The organism is Variovorax sp. GW821-FHT09A10 (genome assembly GCF_059418385.1).
The window spans coordinates 1,172,105-1,188,339 of record NZ_JBWKPT010000002.1 but is presented as its reverse complement, the minus strand read 5'-3'; the positions used below and the strand labels follow the sequence as shown (position 1 = coordinate 1,188,339).

The window sequence follows — 16,235 nt, the reverse complement described above, 5'->3', positions numbered from 1 at the left end:
TTCTGCGACTGAAATTCGGCGTCTGTGCGCTGGCGTACCAATAGCCGAGACATTTTTTGGCGGAGCTTGGTGCGCCAGCGAACAGTCAGGGACTCACTTTCTGGCTAGCGTGGGCTTCCAGAACCTCGCGTTGGAGAGCAACCCCATGTCCGCCATGAGCCGCACGGAAATCGACACCGAGAACCTGGCGCGCATTTGCTTGTACGGCCGTCAATTGCCCCGAATCCTGCACCGACCGGTGCGCGGGTTTCGGGCACATGGTTGGGCGGCCGCAAGTTCTCAGCAGTCAGCGCTGTCGCCCAACACAGACCCGGGAAATCCAATGCCTATACATCTGCTCCGCCGCTTTTGCTGCGCGAGACCGCCTGTGCCGACCGATGATCTGGAGGAGACTCGAATGCGCGAAGTGCTGCGCAGCGCGGGGTTGAACGAGGCCGAACCTCCGTCCCCCGCTGTACCCACGCGGGCGAGTCGTCTGTTCAGGCCGGGCCACCGTGATGCGCGTGACGCCCAAAAGGCATGCTGCATCGGAACAAGCGCATTGAGCCCGTAGCATGTCCAAGCTTCTCGTGCACACAGCGACGGTGACTCTCAGCTTGCCCTTCGACATTGACTCGGACGCCGAAGTCGCAGCCCTTCGCGGCGCAGGAATCCCCGTTGATGCGCTCGGCAACGCAGAGTCTGGCTACCTGTTCGTGAGGCTCGCCAACAACCGCTGCGACAACATCTTCCGATGGTTTTCCAACAGGAAGTTCCCGAAGCCCTGAGGGGCTGCCTTGATCTCTACGCTGGCGGCGAATGGCAGCAGGGATTTTCGGGAGGTGCAGATTCATCTTGCCGCGGAGCTGCCTTTTACCTACGGCCGGCGATCTTGATGGAGGGCTTCCACATGGGCTCATGCGAGTGCGATGCGCCATCGAGCTCAAGGCAGACGTCCGTCGCTTCGCAGTCGATGTCTGCTATCGCTGCGTACCTGCCGCTCGCAGGGGCGAGCTGCCGGCCTGGGTGCAGCATGTTCCTACCGTTTGCGGTGCGTTCTCAGCCGCCGATAAGGGAGCATTGACGTGCCTTTGGTTATCGTCGGTTAGGTCTGCGGCGTTCGGCTTCGGGCTCCGGTGCTGGCAGTCCACTGCTCGAGAGAGTCAATGTGCGAATGAGCATTAGCATGGCGACGCGGCGTTGATATCTACGAGCAGATGGGTGCACCCGGACGACTCGAAGCTCTCGTTCCAGCAGACAAACGTAAGAGGTTTGATCGCGATGTGGCGTGTGAACTAGTTTTCTGATCCGCGCCTGACGTGTGCATGCCGATTTTACGAGCGCAGGTCTTTCCGATTCTCTGGCGATCAATCTCAGGACGAACGACTGGAACGCGCGCTCCAGACGTTCGGGCGCGCGACTTGATTCTCAAAGCCCGCCGGGACGGGCATGCTGGAAGGCCCGTTGCTGCGATGCAGAAGGTTTCGGCTACGGAAACGTGGCGTGTCTTGATCGCATGACTGCCGAAGTCGAATTTGGCGCAAGACTTGATCTGCAGGTTCTCGAGACGAGACCCGCAAGCGTTTTGCTCCAACCTTTTTCTTTGGAACCTCCATGAACCTCACGACAGCCATGAAGATCGTATCGGTCCCTGTTCTGACCCTCCTGGTCGCGGCCGGCGCCCACGCAGAGGCGTACGACGGTGTGCACAAGGCTTTCTCCAGCAAGACGCGAGATGAGGTGAATGCCGAGGCCGTGCGCACCGCCGAGGCGCCCGACCAGAACGTGGTTCGCGGTTCTCGCGGTCCCGAGACCATGGCTGTTTCGACGGCGCGTTCTCTCGTTGAAGCCGAGGCCGTTCACTACAACCTGCGGCCCGACCAGAATGTCGGCTCCGGCTCTCGTGTGAACAGCAAAGTTATTTCGACGATGCCGCACCCGGCCGATCTGCGCGCCAAGGCCAATTGAGCAACGACTGCTTCACGCTCCGCGTGCGGTAAGAAGAAAACGGTTGGCAGGAGAGCCCGGAGTTGCGGGTGCCCATCACGCACATGCCAGCCAAGGGTGGACACCTGATGACAACTTCCCTCACTGCTGACGCCGCCAGAGCCTTGGAGCCAGCCCCTTTGCCCGCCAAGGTCAACTCGGGCGTCGCCAACCCCTTGCTGCACGCGCCGCTGCTGCCGCTGTTGATTCGCCTCGCGGTGCCCACGGTCGCCGTGATGCTCATGCAGACGGTGCTGAGCGTGGCAGAAACCTACTTCGTGAGCGGGCTGGGTGTCGACGCTATCGCAGCGGCCTCGTTAGTCGTGCCCGTCATGTTGCTTATGACCATGGTCTCCAACGGCGGTGTCGGAGGCGGGGTTTCTTCGGCGGTCGCGCGGGCGCTCGGCGGCGGGCGGCAAGACGAAGCCGAAAGTCTCGTGTGGCACAGCGTCGTGATCGCGATCATCGCAGGCGGACTGTTCGCCTTGGCTGTGATCGCCGCGGGTCCGATGCTCTACCGTGAACTGGGTGGAACAGGTGCGTCCTTGCAGCAGGCGATTCGATACTCGGACATTCTCTTTGGCGGCGCGGTGCTGTTCTGGATTCCGACGTTGCTGCAGTCAGCCTTGCGAGGTGCGGGCAACGTCAGAACTCCAGCACTGATCATGCTCGGCGGCGTTGGCGTCGGGCTCATTATTTCTCCCGTCCTGATCCTGGGTTGGCTGGGGTTTCCGCGGATGGGCGTCGCCGGTGCGGGCGTGGCGCAGGTGTTGTGCAGTGCAGGCTCGCTCGTGGCGATCGTTGCCTCCATGCGATCCGCGGGCTCGAGGCTTCGACTTCGTCGGCACCCGCTACGGCGTGATCACTTCGGTGCCATCCTTGGCGTTGGCTTGCTGTCGACCCTCAACGCGGCGATGACGACGCTTTCAATTGCCGCGATCACAGCGGCTGCAGGCGCCTTCAACGTGTCGACGATCGCGGGCTACGGTATCGCGTCTCGACTGGAAATGTTGCTGGTTCCCGTGATGTTCGGCTTTGGCACCGCCGCCGTCACCGTGGTTGGAACCTGCATTGGCGCCGGCGATGTGGTGCGTGCGCGGCGCGCTGCGCTGGTGAACGCATTGTTCGTTGCTGGGTTGCTCGAAGTGCTGGGCCTCGGCGTGGCATTTTTTCCTGGACTGTGGATGTCTCACTTCGCGAGCGACCCCGACGTATTGGCCGTCGGGGAACAGTACCTGAGGGTGATGGGCCCGGTGTTCGGCTTCATTGCCGTCGCGTTGTCACTGTATTTCGCGGGGCAGGGCGCGCGGCGCGTCGGCTGGCCGCTCGCGGCCGGTGTCTTGCGCTTCGCGTGCGCGCTGTCCGCAGCGGCGCTGGTGTTCGCGGGGAGGCTCAGCCTCGAGTCTGCCTTCCTGCTGGTGGCTGGGGGCGCCATCGTCGGCGCCGCAGTGACGGTGTGGGGCTTCGCCCGAGGAGATTGGGGAAGACGCTAGAGTCACACGCTTCGTGCTGCGGCACAGGAGGTTTGTAGCTGTACATCTGTGCGATGTCGCTGCGTCTCTCTGTCCTTCGGCGTGGAGGTCGGACGAACCGGTGTTTTCGAGCGCAACGGGCGAGTCTGTCGGATCGCCCGGGTTGCCGGGACGTATTCAGTGTCTCAATGCGAGCGGATGGCCACCGCTTCGAGGGGCTCAGCCTGCCAGCCGCCGCCCAGCGCCTTGAACGCGCTGACCGCCGCGCGCGCCGACTCCGTTTGCGCCTGCGCTCTCGCATCGGCCACGCGCAGCAGGCTCTCGTCCGCCTGCAACACTTCGATCAGGCTGACGACACCTCGCTGATAAGCCGCGAACGATGCCCCTCGCGCGCGACCGAGCGATGCCTCGCCCTGCGCGAGCAAGGCGGCTTGTTCTTCACGCTTGACCAGGGCGGAGAAGGCGTTCTCCACGTCTTCGGTCGCACGCAGTGCAGCGAGCCGGTAGGCTGCGAGCAACTCCGCGTCCTGCCCCTTGGCGAGTGCAATCTGCGCGTCGATGCGCCCGAAGTCGAACAGCCGCCAGCGCAGGCCGAGCAGGGCCGCAGCCTGGCTGGCGCCGCCGGTGAACAGATTGCCGCTGGCCACGGACGTGGCGCTGCCGATCGTTCCCCCCAGTGAGAGTTTCGGGTAGTACTCGGCCATGGCCACGCCAATGCGCGCGTTCGATGCCGCAAGGCGCCGCTCGGCAGCGATCAGGTCGGGCCGCCGCCGCAGCAAATCGCCGGGTGATCCGGTGGCGCCGATGCGCGGTGCGACAGGAATGACACCCCCCGCCGCCAATTCGGAGCGGTGCGCGCCCGGCGTCGCGCCCAGCATCACGTCGAGCGCGTTCATGGCCGCGGCCTCGCCCGCCTCCAACACTGGCACAGATGCACGGACCTGCGCCAGGGCACCTTCGGCTTGCCTCAGTTGGAGTTCGGCGGCCAGCCCCTTGCCGTAGAGGAGGTTGATCTTCGACAGCAGGTCCTGCTGCGTGGCGACTTGCCGCCGTGCCACGTCGAGGCGGGCCTGTAGACCGCGCAGCGTGATGTAGATGTCTGCGGTCTGCGCGGCCACGGCCAAGCGCGTGGCGGCCGCGCCGGCCTCCGATGCCTGGTAGTCGGCCAGCGCTGCCTCGCGTCCCCGGCGCACGCCGCCGAAGATGTCCAGCTCCCAGCTTGCGCCGAGGTTCGCTTCGTAGGCGTTGCCATAGCGATCAAAACCTAGCTGTGAGTTCAGCACCTGGCCCAGCGGCGTCTCCACTGACTGGTAGGCCCTGGCGGCTTGTCCGCCGAGATTGCCTGAAGGCAGCAGTGCCGCATTCGCCGCACCGAGCCCGGCCCGGGCCTGCGCCACGCGGGCGGATGCCTGTGCAAGGTCAAGATTCTGTTTCAGAGCGAGTTCGACATAGCGGGCCAGTCGTGCATCGCCGAAGCCGGTCCACCACGCCACCAGCTCGGCGTTGGCCGTGGCGGATCGCCGGTCGAGGGCTGTCTCGCCGATGAAGCGGTCCGGCAGGCTCGGGGCAGGTCGGACATAGTCAGGCCCGGCAGCGCAGCCTGCGAGGAGGCTGAACAGCAGGGGCAGGGCAAGAGTACGTTGGGACATGGGTTGCTCCGGGACGGCGGACAGGAAAAGGTGTGTGACTATAATTCAATATGGTCACTTGTTGTCGTTTGTTTGTCCGGGCGGTAAGCTCTGGTCATGAGCAATGCAACTTCTTCTCCGCCTGTAGCGCGGGGGCCGGCCGATCACGACGTGCGCGCGCAGATCGTCGTCGCGGCCACCGAGCACTTCAGCCAGTACGGGTACGAGAAGACCACGGTTTCCGACCTCGCCAAGGCCATCGGCTTCTCCAAGGCGTACATCTACAAGTTCTTCGAGTCCAAGCAGGCGATTGGCGAAATGATCTGCGCGAACTGCCTGCGCGAGATCCAGGAGGGCATCCGCGTGGCGGTCGACGGGGTCGAAAGCCCGCCCGAGAAGCTGCGCCGTATGTTCAAGGCCATTGTCGATTTGGGCCTGCGCCTGTTCTTCCAGGACCGCAAGCTCTACGAGATCGCCATCTCGGCGGCCAGCGAGCGCTGGCCGTCGGCCATTGCCCATGAAGAGTGCATCCGGCAGATGCTCATCGAGCTGCTGAAGCAGGGCCGCGAGTCGGGCGACTTCGAGCGCAAGACGCCGATCGACGAGGCGGCGGCGGCCATTTATCTGGTCATGCACCCCTATATCAACCCCGTGATCCTGCAGCTCAGCGCTCATTACACGGACCAGGCGCCGGCCCAGCTGTCGGGTCTGGTGCTGCGCAGTCTATCTCCTTGAAGATATAAATCGGCCGTGACCATTGACTAAAATGGTCACTGTTATCAGAATCGGGGCCCTGATCGATTCGTCTATGGGCCCCTCATGCACTCGCGCCGCTTCCTTACATCTGCACTTGTCTGCGCCTTGCCGTTCGCGCTGGCCGCCTGCGACGACAAGGCGCCACCCGATCCGCGCACCCAGGCGCCGCTGGTGCGCGCAGCCACCGTCCAGACGGCCGCGTCGGCATCGCGCTCGTTCACCGGCACCGTGGCCGCGCGGGTTCAAAGCGACCTGGGTTTCCGCGTCTCCGGAAAGGTGCTGGAGCGCTTCGTGGACGCGGGCCAGACGGTCAAGCGCGGGCAGTTGCTCATGCGCATCGACCCGGTCGACCTGAGGTTGGCGGCGCGTGCCCAGCAGGAGGCTGTCAGCGCTGCACGGGCGCGTGCAAAGCAGGCGAGCGACGAAGAAGCGCGTTACCGCGATCTGCGCGGCACCGGCGCCATTTCCGCCTCGGCGTACGACCAGGTCAAGGCGGCGGCGGATGCGGCCCAGGCCCAGCTCGGTGCGGCCGAAGCGCAGGCCGAGGTTGCGCGCAATTCCAGTCGTTATTCGGAACTCGTTGCCGACGCGGACGGCACGGTGCTCGAGACGCTGGCCGAGCCTGGCCAGGTCGTCAACGCCGGGCAGCCGGTGGTCCGCTTGGCGCAGGCCGGGCGCAGGGAGGCCGTGGTCCAGTTGCCGGAAACGCTACGTCCGGTCATCGGCTCCGTCGGCCAGGCCACGCTGTTCGGCAGGGAAGGTGTTGCGGTGGCCGTCAAGCTCAGGCAACTCTCCGATGCAGCCGACAAGCTCACGCGCACCTTCGAGGCGCGCTATGTGCTTGGTGGCGAGATGGTCAACGCGCCACTCGGGGCCACGGTGACGGTTCACGTCGGGGATGGCAAGGTCGTCGCGAAGAACGGTGTGCAGGTGCCCATCGGCGCCCTGTTCGACGCCGGCAAGGCGCCGGGGGTCTGGGTCATCACCGGTGATCCGGCGAAGGTGCACTGGCAGCCGGTGACGGTGGAGTCGCTGGAAGACGACCGCGCCCAGATCACGGGCGAGCTCAAGCAGGGCGATCGCGTGATCGCACTCGGCGCGCACCTGCTGCGCGAGGGTGAAGAGGTGCGCGTTGCCGGCGCGGCCGCGGCGCCTGCGGGTGGCGGAGCCCGTCCATGAGCGAAGGCCGTTTCAATCTGTCGGCGCTCGCAGTCCGTGAGCGCGCTATCACCCTGTTCCTGATCCTGCTGATCTCGCTGGCCGGCCTCGTCGCTTTCTTCAAGCTGGGGCGCGCGGAAGACCCGGCCTTCACGATCAAGGTGATGACCATCATCACGGCCTGGCCCGGCGCCACGGCGCAGGAAATGCAGGACCAGGTCGCCGAGAAGGTCGAGAAACGCCTGCAGGAACTGCGCTACTACGATCGCGCCGAAACCTACACGCGGCCCGGTCTCGCGTTCACCACGCTGACCTTGCAGGACAGCACGCCACCCTCCAAGGTGCAAGAAGAGTTCTATCAAGCACGAAAGAAGGTCGGCGACGAAGCGGGCAATCTTCCGGCGGGCGTGATTGGCCCGATGATCAACGACGAGTACGCCGACGTCACCTTCGCCCTCTTCGCACTCAAGGCCAAGGGAGAGCCGCAGCGCGTGCTGGTGCGCGATGCGGAAACGCTGCGCCAGCGGCTGCTGCACGTGCCGGGCGTGAAGAAGGTGAACATCGCCGGCGAGCAGCCCGAACGGATCTACGTCGAGTTCGCGCACGACCGGCTGGCCACTCTGGGCATCGGCCCGCAGGATGTGTTCGCCGCGCTCAATGCCCAGAATGCGCTGAGCCCGGCCGGGTCGGTAGAAACCAAAGGTCCGCAGGTCTTCATTCGCCTGGACGGTGCCTTCGACACCTTGCAGAAGATCCGGGACACGCCGGTGGTCGCGCAAGGGCGCACCCTGAAGCTGTCGGACGTCGCCACGGTCAAGCGCGGCTATGAAGACCCAAGCACCTTCATGATCCGCAGCGGCGGCGAACCGGCCCTGCTGATCGGCGTCGTGATGAAAGAGGGCTGGAACGGGCTCGACCTGGGCAAGTCGCTGGATGCCGAAGCCCGCGCCATCAATGCCGAACTGCCGTTGGGCCTGAGCCTGTCGAAAGTCACGGACCAGTCGGTCAACATCGCCGCATCGGTCGACGAATTCATGATGAAGTTCTTCGCGGCCTTGCTGGTCGTGATGCTGGTGAGCTTCCTGAGCATGGGCTGGCGCGCGGGCCTGGTTGTCGCTGCAGCCGTGCCGCTCACGCTGGCCGTGGTCTTCGTGGTCATGGCCGCCACCGGCAAGAACTTCGATCGCATCACGCTCGGCTCGCTGATCCTGGCGCTGGGCCTGCTGGTGGACGACGCCATTATCGCCATCGAGATGATGGTGGTGAAGATCGAAGAAGGCTACAGCCACATCGCTGCATCGGCCTATGCGTGGAGTCACACGGCGGCGCCGATGCTCTCAGGTACGCTGGTTACCGCCGTCGGCTTCATGCCCAACGGCTTTGCACCATCGACTGCGGGCGAGTACACGAGCAACATGTTCTGGATCGTCGGCATCGCGCTGATCGCCTCCTGGGTCGTCGCGGTGGTGTTCACCCCGTACCTGGGCGTGAAGCTGCTGCCGAACCTCAAGAAAATCGAAGGCGGGCACGCCGCGATCTACGACACGCCGCGCTACAACCGCCTGCGTCGCGTGCTCGAGCGCGTGATCGCACGCAAGTGGCTGGTCGCGGGCGCCGTTATCGCGCTGTTCGTGCTGTCCATCCTCGGCATGGGTGTCGTGAAGAAGCAGTTCTTCCCGATCTCCGACCGCCCCGAGGTCCTGGTCGAGGTGCAGATGCCCTATGGCACGGCCATCACGCAGACCAGCGACGCGACGGCGAAAGTCGAGGCCTGGCTGTCCAAGCAAGCCGAGGCACAGATCGTCACGTCCTACATCGGCCAGGGCGCACCGCGCTTCTTCTTCGCCATGGGCCCGGAACTGCCGGACCCGGCCTTCGCCAAGATCGTCATCCGCACAGCCAGCCAGGAAGAGCGTGACACCCTGAAGCTGCGGCTGCGCGAGGCCATCGCGCAGGGCTTGGCGCCCGAGGCGCGGCTGCGGGTGACCCAACTGGTGTTTGGCCCGTACTCGCCGTTCCCGGTGGCCTACCGTGTCACGGGGCCGGATGCAAACGAATTGCGGAAGATCGCGGCCGACGTGCGTCAGGTCATGGATGCGAGCCCGATGATGCGCACCGTCAGCACCGACTGGGGCACCCGCACGCCCGCGCTGCACTTCACCTTGAATCAGGACCGTCTGCAGGCCGTGGGCCTAAGCTCCAATGCCGTGGCGCAACAACTGCAGTTCCTCTTGAGCGGCGTGCCTGTGACGACCGTGCGCGAAGACATCCGCACCGTGCAGGTCGTCGCCCGTTCGGCGGGCGACACGCGTCTCGACCCGGCCCGCATCGCGGACTTCACGCTCGCCGGTGCCGGCGGCCAACGCATTCCGCTGTCGCAGGTCGGCCAGGTCGAGATGCGCATGGAAGAGCCGGTCATGCGGCGACGCGACCGCATGCCCACCATCACGGTGCAGGGCGACATCGCCGACGGAACGCAGCCGCCGGACGTGTCGAACGCGATCACCAAGCAGCTGCAGCCGATCATCGACAAGCTGCCCGCGGGCTACCGCGTCGTCCAGGCCGGCTCCATCGAGGAATCGGAGAAGGCGACCGCGGCGATGCTGCCGCTGTTCCCGATCATGCTGGCGGTCACGCTTCTGATCATCATTCTCCAGGTGCGCTCGATGTCGGCGATGGTCATGGTGTTCCTTACCAGCCCGTTGGGACTGATCGGTGTGGTGCCAACTCTGCTCATCTTCCAGCAGGCATTTGGCATCAATGCGCTGGTTGGGCTCATCGCGCTGTCGGGGATTCTGATGCGCAACACGCTGATTCTGCTGGGGCAGATCCACCACAACGAGCAGGAGGGGCTGGACCCTTTCCACGCGGTGGTCGAGGCTACGGTGCAGCGAGCGCGGCCCGTGATCCTGACGGCGTTGGCGGCGATCCTCGCGTTCATTCCGCTGACGCATTCGGTGTTCTGGGGCGCATTGGCGTACACGCTGATCGGCGGCACTTTCGCGGGGACGATCCTGACGCTGGTGTTCCTGCCGGCGATGTATTCGATCTGGTTCAGGATCAAACCAGGCAACGCGACCCAGCCCGCGCACTGATGCGCTTCATCATCATTCATCAAGATCGAAGGAACCAGTCATGTCGAGTTCATCAGTCGTCGTAGTGACTGGCGCGTCCTCGGGCATCGGACGTGTCGCCGCGGAAATGTTCGTGGCGCGAGGCTGCCGGGTTTTCGGCACCGTTCGCGAGTTGCGCAAGGCACCCGCGCTGCCTGGTGTGGAGTTCATCGAAATGGACGTCCGCGACGAAGGTTCTGTCCAGAGGGGCATCGAATCCGTCATCGACCGGGCCATGCGCATCGACGTGCTGGTCAACAACGCGGGAATGATGATGATCGGCGCGGTCGAGGAAACCGCGACAGCCGAGGCTGCAGTGCTGTTCGATACCAACGTTTTCGGCATGCTCCGCACGACGCGCGCGGTGCTCCCGTACATGCGTGAAAAACGCCGCGGGCGAATCGTCAACGTGAGTTCCGTGCTCGGTGTGCTTCCGGCTCCGTACATGGGACTCTATGCGGCCACCAAGCACGCAGTGGAAGGACTGTCGGAGTCGCTGGACCATGAAGTGCGCCAGTTCGGCATTCGTGCCACGCTGGTGCAGCCGGCCTTCACCCGGACCAACCTCGATGCCAATGCGCCCCGTGTCAAGGCGCGGATCGCGGGCTATGACCGCGAACGCGAACTGGTGACGCTCTCCGTGGCCGAGAGCGTGAGCAGTGCGCCCGAGCCGCACGGCGTGGCGAGCACCATCGTCGAGGCGGCGCTGGGCCCGTGGCGAATGCGTTGCACGCCGCCGGGGGAGGCGTCTCTGTTGACGAAATTGCGCCGCTTCATGCCGGCGGGACCGGTGGATGCGAGCCTGAGGAAAAAACTCGGGCTCGTCTGAGCACCTGTCCGAGATGCTTGTACCGAGCGTCGGCCTGACCAACAAGAAGGAGAACATTTGTGGACAGCCTGGATCTCCTGCGCACATTCAGCGAGGTCGCCACTTCGGGGAGCTTCTCCCGCACGGCCAAGCATCTTTCGCTGTCCAAGGGCACCGTCAGCAAATACATCGCGGCACTCGAGAGCCGGTTCGGTGTCAGATTGCTGAACCGGACCAGCCATGCCGTCAGCCTGACGGACGCTGGCGCCTTGCTGCTCGAAAGAAGCAGGCCCATGCTCGAACTGGCCGACGTCACGCAAGCCGAGCTCCAGGACCGCGCGCGGATCCCCAGCGGGCGCGTGCGCATCTCGGCGCCTTACGGCATGGAACTGACCGAATTGCCGGCATTGATCAACGCCTTTCTTGGCCACTATCCGGAGGTCAGCATCAGTCTCGTGCTCACAAACCGCATGGTCGATCTTGCGGAGGAAGGCGTCGACATCGCGCTTCGCTTCGGCGCGTCAGCCAATGAGAACCTGATCGTTCGAAAACTGGTATCGATGGAGCTCACTGTCTGCGCGGCTCCCGTTTACTGGCGTAAGCATGGTGTGCCAGCTCATCCGGGCGAACTTGCGCATCACATCGCGCTGTTCAGCAGCCATCTGAATCCGCTGCCCAAGTGGCGCTTCGAAGTCGACGGTCAGCCACTCGAGGTCCCGGTCCGTGGACCGTTGGATGCGACGGAAGCCAGTCCGCTCATCCAGGCGGCGCTGCTTGGCGCAGGCGTTGTCTACTTGCCCTCGGTGATGCTCGCGCCTTACGTCGAGAGCGGGCGACTAGTGCCCGTGCTGTCGGAGTTCGTTCGCAGCGACATGTGGCTGTCCGCTGTGTACCTGGAGCGCCGGCACAGCACGGCGGTGCATCGGGCACTGCTGGATTTTCTCGTGAGCCGGTTGAAGCCTACAGGTTCGCGGATGAGGATCGACGCGCAGTGAGCTGGCAACGTGCGAAGGATGCGCGCCTCCCTGCGGGTTGTCACTGAAGCGAGCAGGATCGCGCAACCAGCTTGCTGCGGCGTGACCAGGCGCCCTGATGTCGTCCGCTGGGACGGCCACGTCGTAGTCGAAGTCCTTCGGGATCTCGAAGGTTTCGAACTCCGCGTTTCTGCGGGAGGCCTTTGATGTGGATTCCCACGCTCATTGGCCCCACTTTTCCATCGAACGCTGACCCGCTTCTGCGCACCGATGCGCAGAACCACAGGCGTGCGCGTTGGAATACAGGCGGTTCAAGCGTCAGCGAAAATGTGGGTCCACGCGTCGATGGCCGCACCGATGCCGCTAGATGCGCCGGTCACCAGTGCGCGCTTGCCGATGCGGGCGGTTGTGTATGAACTCAAGGTCGATCTCCTGGTCATGCAGAGCGGGTACAGAACGCCAAGGCCACCGGAGGCTTGCGCGTCGGCCGTGCGATGGCCTGAGTCGGCGGGGCAAGGGCCTGATCAAAGACGCTAGCGCAGGCAGGCGGCAGCTACACCACTTGCACCACGACCTTGCCCTTGGCGCGCCCACTGTCGACGTAGGCCAACGCTTTGTGGGTGTCCTGAAATGGGAACACTTTGTCGACGATCGGGCGGATGGCGCCTGACTCGATGAGGGCGGTGATCTCTCGCAACTGCGCCCCATCGGCCCGCATGAAGACGAAGGTGTAGTGGCCCCCGTTCTTCTTTGCCTTGTTCCTGATGCCGAAACTCAACAGGCGCAGCACTTGCCTGAGCGGCCAGGCCAGTCCTCGCGCGATGGCGAACGCCGGGGTGGGCGGCCCCGAGATGGAGATGAGATGCCCGCCCGGCTTGAGAACCTGGAGGGATTTGTTCAGCTCGCCGTTGCCGAGGCTGTTCAACACCACGTCGTAGTCGCGGAGCACCGTGGCGAAATCCTGCTGCTTGTAATCGATGACGACGTCCGCGCCCAAGGCCTTCACCCAGGCGACGTTGGCCGTGCTGGTGGTCGTGGCCACGAATGCCCCGAGATGCTTGGCAAGCTGGATGGCGATGGTGCCGACGCCGCCGGAGCCGGCATGGATCAGGACCTTCTGCCCCTTTTTCAGCTTGGCGGTTTCGACCAGCACCTGCCAGGCGGTCAGGGCCACCAGAGGAACGGATGCGGCCTCGACCATGCTGAGATTCTTGGGCTTCAGCGCCAGCGACGATTCCTTGACGGCGATGAACTCGGCGAAGGTGCCGATGCGATCGTCGTCGGGGCGCGCATAGACCTCGTCGCCCGGTTTGAAGCTGCGAACGCGAGCGCCGACCCGCTCAACCGTACCGGCCAGGTCGTTGCCCAGGATCAGGGGGAAGTGGTAGGGAAGAATCAATTTGAATTCGCCGCTCTTGATCTTCGAGTCCAGGGCATTGATGCTCGCCGCGTGGATCTGGATTAGGACGTCATCGTCCCGCACCTCGGGCTCGGGCGTTTCGCCGATGCGGCCAACTTCATTCTTTCCGTAACGATCGATGATGAACGCTTTCATGGGCGACTTTTTTCCAGAGTGTTTGATTGAATGCGCTTCGGGCAGCCCCGCCCCACAGGGGGCGGTCGGGAAAGTCGGCCTGAAGCCGGTTGCAAAAGATGCCGTCGTTCAGTCATTGAGAAAGGCCAGCGCCTTGGGCACGAATTCGCCGTGGTACTGGAAAATCCCGCCATGCCCAGCGTCTTTGTAGATGACCAGTTGCGAGCCTGGGATGCGACGTGCCATGTCATGGCTGTTCACGGTGGGCACCATGATGTCGTTGTCGCCATTGGCAATCAACACAGGGATGCGGATGCCGCCCAGATCCTGGGGCACCTGCCGGCCCCAGGCCTTGATGGCCTTCAGCTGCCGCAGGAAGGCAGGGGGCGTCGGCCCCTTGTCCCGATCCGCCTTGCGCTCCTTCAGTCGCTCCAGGAAGGCTTTCGCGGCTTGACGACCGTTGGCCGTGGAGGTGAAGAACAGAAAGGTCTTCGGATCCCGCAGCGTCAGCAGGCCTTTGACTATCAGCGGCCAGGAGACCGCTCCGACCCGTTCGATGCCTGTGCCGCCTGCCGGCCCTGTGCCGGTCAGGATGAGTCGGCGCACCAGGCCGGGGGCTTTCAGCACGATGTCCTGCGCCACGAATCCTCCGAGGGAGAAGCCAAGCAGATCAATCTTCTCGAAGCCCAGTGCGTGGACCAGCGCGATCGCATCCCGCGCCATCGCATCGATGGTCACAGGCGCTGTTCCGCCTGAAGCGCCGATCCCTCGGTAATCGATGGCGATGATGCGATGCCTGCGGGCAAGTCCATCGACGATCCGCGGGTCGAAATTGTCGAGGACCGCGCCCCAGTGGTTGAGCAGGACCAGAGGCACGCCATCGCGCGGCCCCAGGTCGCGGTACGCGAATGCAGTCCCGTCGACATCGATCGAGAGGTTGGGAGCGTCGATGAAGGGCATGCGCGATCCGGTCAGGCGTTCACATCCACGATGGTGCGCCCCTGGATCTTCCCTGCGAGTACCTGGCTGGCAACGTCAGGAACCTCTGCCAATCCGATCACCTTGGTGGTCCGTGCCAGCTTGTCCAGGTCCAGGTCGCTGGCCAGACGCGACCACGCCTGCAGCCGCGCAGGCTGCGGCGCATTGACCGAGTCGATACCGGCGAGGGTGACGTTGCGCAGGATGAAGGGCAGGACGGATGCCGGCAGGTCCGCGCCCTGTGCGAGCCCGAAGGCCGCGACCACGCCGCGATACCGGGTCTGCGCCAGGACGTTTGCCAAGGTATGGCTGCCGACCGAATCGATGGCCCCGGCCCATCGCTCCTTGGCGATCGGTGCGCCCGCTTCGGACAGGGTGTGACGGTCGATGATGTCCGCCGCGCCCAGCGCACGCAGGTAATCGGATTCCTCGAGACGCCCGGTCGACGCGATCACGCGATAGCCCAGGCTCGACAGCAGCGCGATCGCCACGGAGCCGGCGCCGCCATTGGCGCCCGTCACCAGGATGTCGCCGTGCTTGGGCGTCAGGCCACCATGCTCGAGCGCGAGCACCGACAGCATGGCGGTGTACCCGGCGGTGCCGACGGCCATGGCATCCCGGGTCGAAAACACCTCGGGAACCTTGACCAGCCAATCACCGCTCACCCGCGCCTTTTGCGCAAAGCCGCCGTGGTGCGTCTGGCTCAGTCCCCAGCCGTTGGCCAGCACACGGTCGCCGGCTGCGATGCCGGGATAAGTCGACGACTCGACGACACCGGCAAAGTCGATGCCCGGAATCAGCGGAAACTGGCGAATGACCGGTGACCGGCCACTGAGCGCCATCGCGTCCTTGTAGTTCACCGTCGAGTACTCGACCGCGACGGTGACGTCGCCCGGCATCAGGTCCTCTTCCTTGAAGTCGACCAGGCTGCTTGAAATGGTGTCGCCGGTCTTGCTGGCGAGCAGTGCCTTGAATGTCATGTGCTGTTCCTTCCGTTCTGGCGTTCTTGCCGTTTCAGGCGGCGGTTCGATAGCGCTCCGCCACGTGCGCCTGCCGAATGTCCGCGACCAGGGCCTGACGTGCCGTGTTCAGCACCTCCCAGCGCGCGGCATCGTGCAACGGCGGGATGGTCACGAGTTCACGGCGGTCGAATCCGGTCAGCGCGGCATCCACCAGCTCTTCTACTCCCATCAGGTCGGGCATCGCACGGGTATCGATGCCCGCGCGCTCCCAGATCTCGGTGCGGGTGCCGGCCGGCAACACCGCCTGCACGTAGACGCCCTTGGGCGCGAGCTCCAGGCTCAACCCCTGGGACAGGAACAGCACGAAGGCCTTGGTCGCGCCGTAGACCGACATGCCGAACTCGGGCGCCAGGCCGACCACCGAGCCGATGTTGACGATCGCGCCTTTGCCGGCCTGCACCAGGCGCGGGGCGATGGCGCTCGCCAGCCTCACGAGTGCGGTGGTGTTGAGGCTGACCAAGCGGGCGACATCGTCTGTCGACTGGTCGATGAACGGGCCGGACAGTGCGGCCCCGGCGTTGTTGATCAGGGTCTCGATCCTGGCGTCCTCGCGCAGTCGCGTCTCGACGGCGGCCAGGTCGCCGGGTTGGGTCAGATCGGCCGCAAGGATATCGACGGCAGCGCCGGTTTCCTCACGCAGGCGCGCCGCGAGCGTTTCCAGCCGCGCCTTGTCGCGCGCCACCAGCACGAGGTCGTGGCCGCGGCGTGCGAAGCGGTCGGCATAGATGGCGCCAATGCCGGTCGAGGCGCCCGTGATGAGAACAGTGGAATGAGAGGTCATGTGTTTTGCTCGTGATCGAAAGGGTGAGTCCATGCCGAGATATGCA

General features: G+C 64.6%; 13 protein-coding genes. 8 read left to right on the top strand and 5 right to left on the bottom strand.

The genetic code is table 11. The features are described 5' to 3' along the window. The first annotated feature begins 554 nt into the window (after positions 1-554). The 3 genes from AC07Q9_RS12295 to AC07Q9_RS12285 all read left to right on the top strand — a co-directional run bounded on the left by AC07Q9_RS12295 (position 555) and on the right by AC07Q9_RS12285 (position 3,458). Positions 555-767 carry a hypothetical protein gene (locus AC07Q9_RS12295; protein ID WP_489062896.1) on the top strand — a complete coding sequence of 71 codons (213 nt, stop codon included), beginning with the start codon at positions 555-557 and terminating at the stop codon, positions 765-767. A gap of 826 nt (positions 768-1,593) precedes the next feature. Next, positions 1,594-1,947 carry a DUF4148 domain-containing protein gene (locus tag AC07Q9_RS12290; protein WP_495309625.1) on the top strand — a complete coding sequence of 118 codons (354 nt, stop codon included), beginning with the start codon at positions 1,594-1,596 and terminating at the stop codon, positions 1,945-1,947. A gap of 107 nt (positions 1,948-2,054) precedes the next feature. Continuing rightward, positions 2,055-3,458, top strand: a complete 1,404-nt coding sequence (locus AC07Q9_RS12285; RefSeq protein ID WP_167394996.1) for an MATE family efflux transporter — start codon at positions 2,055-2,057, stop codon at positions 3,456-3,458. Positions 3,459-3,622: 164 nt separating this feature from the next. Here the strand turns inward: AC07Q9_RS12285 and AC07Q9_RS12280 are convergent, their stop codons facing one another. Continuing rightward, on the bottom strand, positions 3,623-5,086 hold the full coding sequence (locus tag AC07Q9_RS12280) for an efflux transporter outer membrane subunit (RefSeq protein WP_495309623.1): 1,464 nt from the start codon (positions 5,084-5,086) through the stop codon (positions 3,623-3,625). 96 nt (positions 5,087-5,182) lie between these two features. Between AC07Q9_RS12280 and AC07Q9_RS12275 the strand changes: the two genes are divergently transcribed. The 5 genes from AC07Q9_RS12275 (at position 5,183) to AC07Q9_RS12255 (ending at position 11,895) form a co-directional block, all read left to right on the top strand. Next, positions 5,183-5,800 (top strand): TetR/AcrR family transcriptional regulator, encoded by a 618-nt coding sequence (locus AC07Q9_RS12275; RefSeq protein ID WP_070059265.1) that lies wholly within the window; start codon positions 5,183-5,185, stop codon positions 5,798-5,800. 84 nt (positions 5,801-5,884) lie between these two features. Further along, positions 5,885-7,000 (top strand): efflux RND transporter periplasmic adaptor subunit, encoded by a 1,116-nt coding sequence (locus AC07Q9_RS12270; RefSeq protein ID WP_495309620.1) that lies wholly within the window; start codon positions 5,885-5,887, stop codon positions 6,998-7,000. Then, on the top strand, positions 6,997-10,074 hold the full coding sequence (locus tag AC07Q9_RS12265; RefSeq protein ID WP_495309618.1) for an efflux RND transporter permease subunit: 3,078 nt from the start codon (positions 6,997-6,999) through the stop codon (positions 10,072-10,074). Before AC07Q9_RS12270 ends, AC07Q9_RS12265 begins: the two co-directional genes overlap by 4 nt. Positions 10,075-10,114: 40 nt before the next feature. Beyond that, complete coding sequence (locus AC07Q9_RS12260) at positions 10,115-10,921, top strand: oxidoreductase (RefSeq protein WP_495309616.1); 807 nt, start codon at positions 10,115-10,117, stop codon at positions 10,919-10,921. A gap of 59 nt (positions 10,922-10,980) precedes the next feature. Next, the gene (locus tag AC07Q9_RS12255; RefSeq protein WP_070059261.1) at positions 10,981-11,895 is read left to right on the top strand and encodes a LysR family transcriptional regulator; all 915 of its coding nucleotides are present in this window, start codon (positions 10,981-10,983) and stop codon (positions 11,893-11,895) included. Positions 11,896-12,427: 532 nt separating this feature from the next. Here the strand turns inward: AC07Q9_RS12255 and AC07Q9_RS12250 are convergent. From AC07Q9_RS12250 to AC07Q9_RS12235, 4 genes are all read right to left on the bottom strand, one after another. Further along, a complete protein-coding gene (locus AC07Q9_RS12250) occupies positions 12,428-13,429 on the bottom strand; it encodes an NADP-dependent oxidoreductase (RefSeq protein ID WP_369632456.1) in 1,002 nt (333 codons plus the stop codon). A gap of 108 nt (positions 13,430-13,537) precedes the next feature. Continuing rightward, positions 13,538-14,368: an alpha/beta fold hydrolase gene (locus AC07Q9_RS12245; protein WP_159277283.1), complete on the bottom strand. Its 831-nt coding sequence runs from the start codon at positions 14,366-14,368 to the stop codon at positions 13,538-13,540. Positions 14,369-14,379: 11 nt separating this feature from the next. Continuing rightward, a complete protein-coding gene (acuI, locus tag AC07Q9_RS12240; RefSeq protein ID WP_492699177.1) occupies positions 14,380-15,366 on the bottom strand; it encodes an acrylyl-CoA reductase (NADPH) in 987 nt (328 codons plus the stop codon). 34 nt (positions 15,367-15,400) lie between these two features. Next, positions 15,401-16,189, bottom strand: coding sequence for an SDR family NAD(P)-dependent oxidoreductase (locus AC07Q9_RS12235; protein ID WP_070059257.1), 789 nt, complete (start codon positions 16,187-16,189; stop codon positions 15,401-15,403). Between the last annotated feature and the right edge of the window lie 46 nt (positions 16,190-16,235).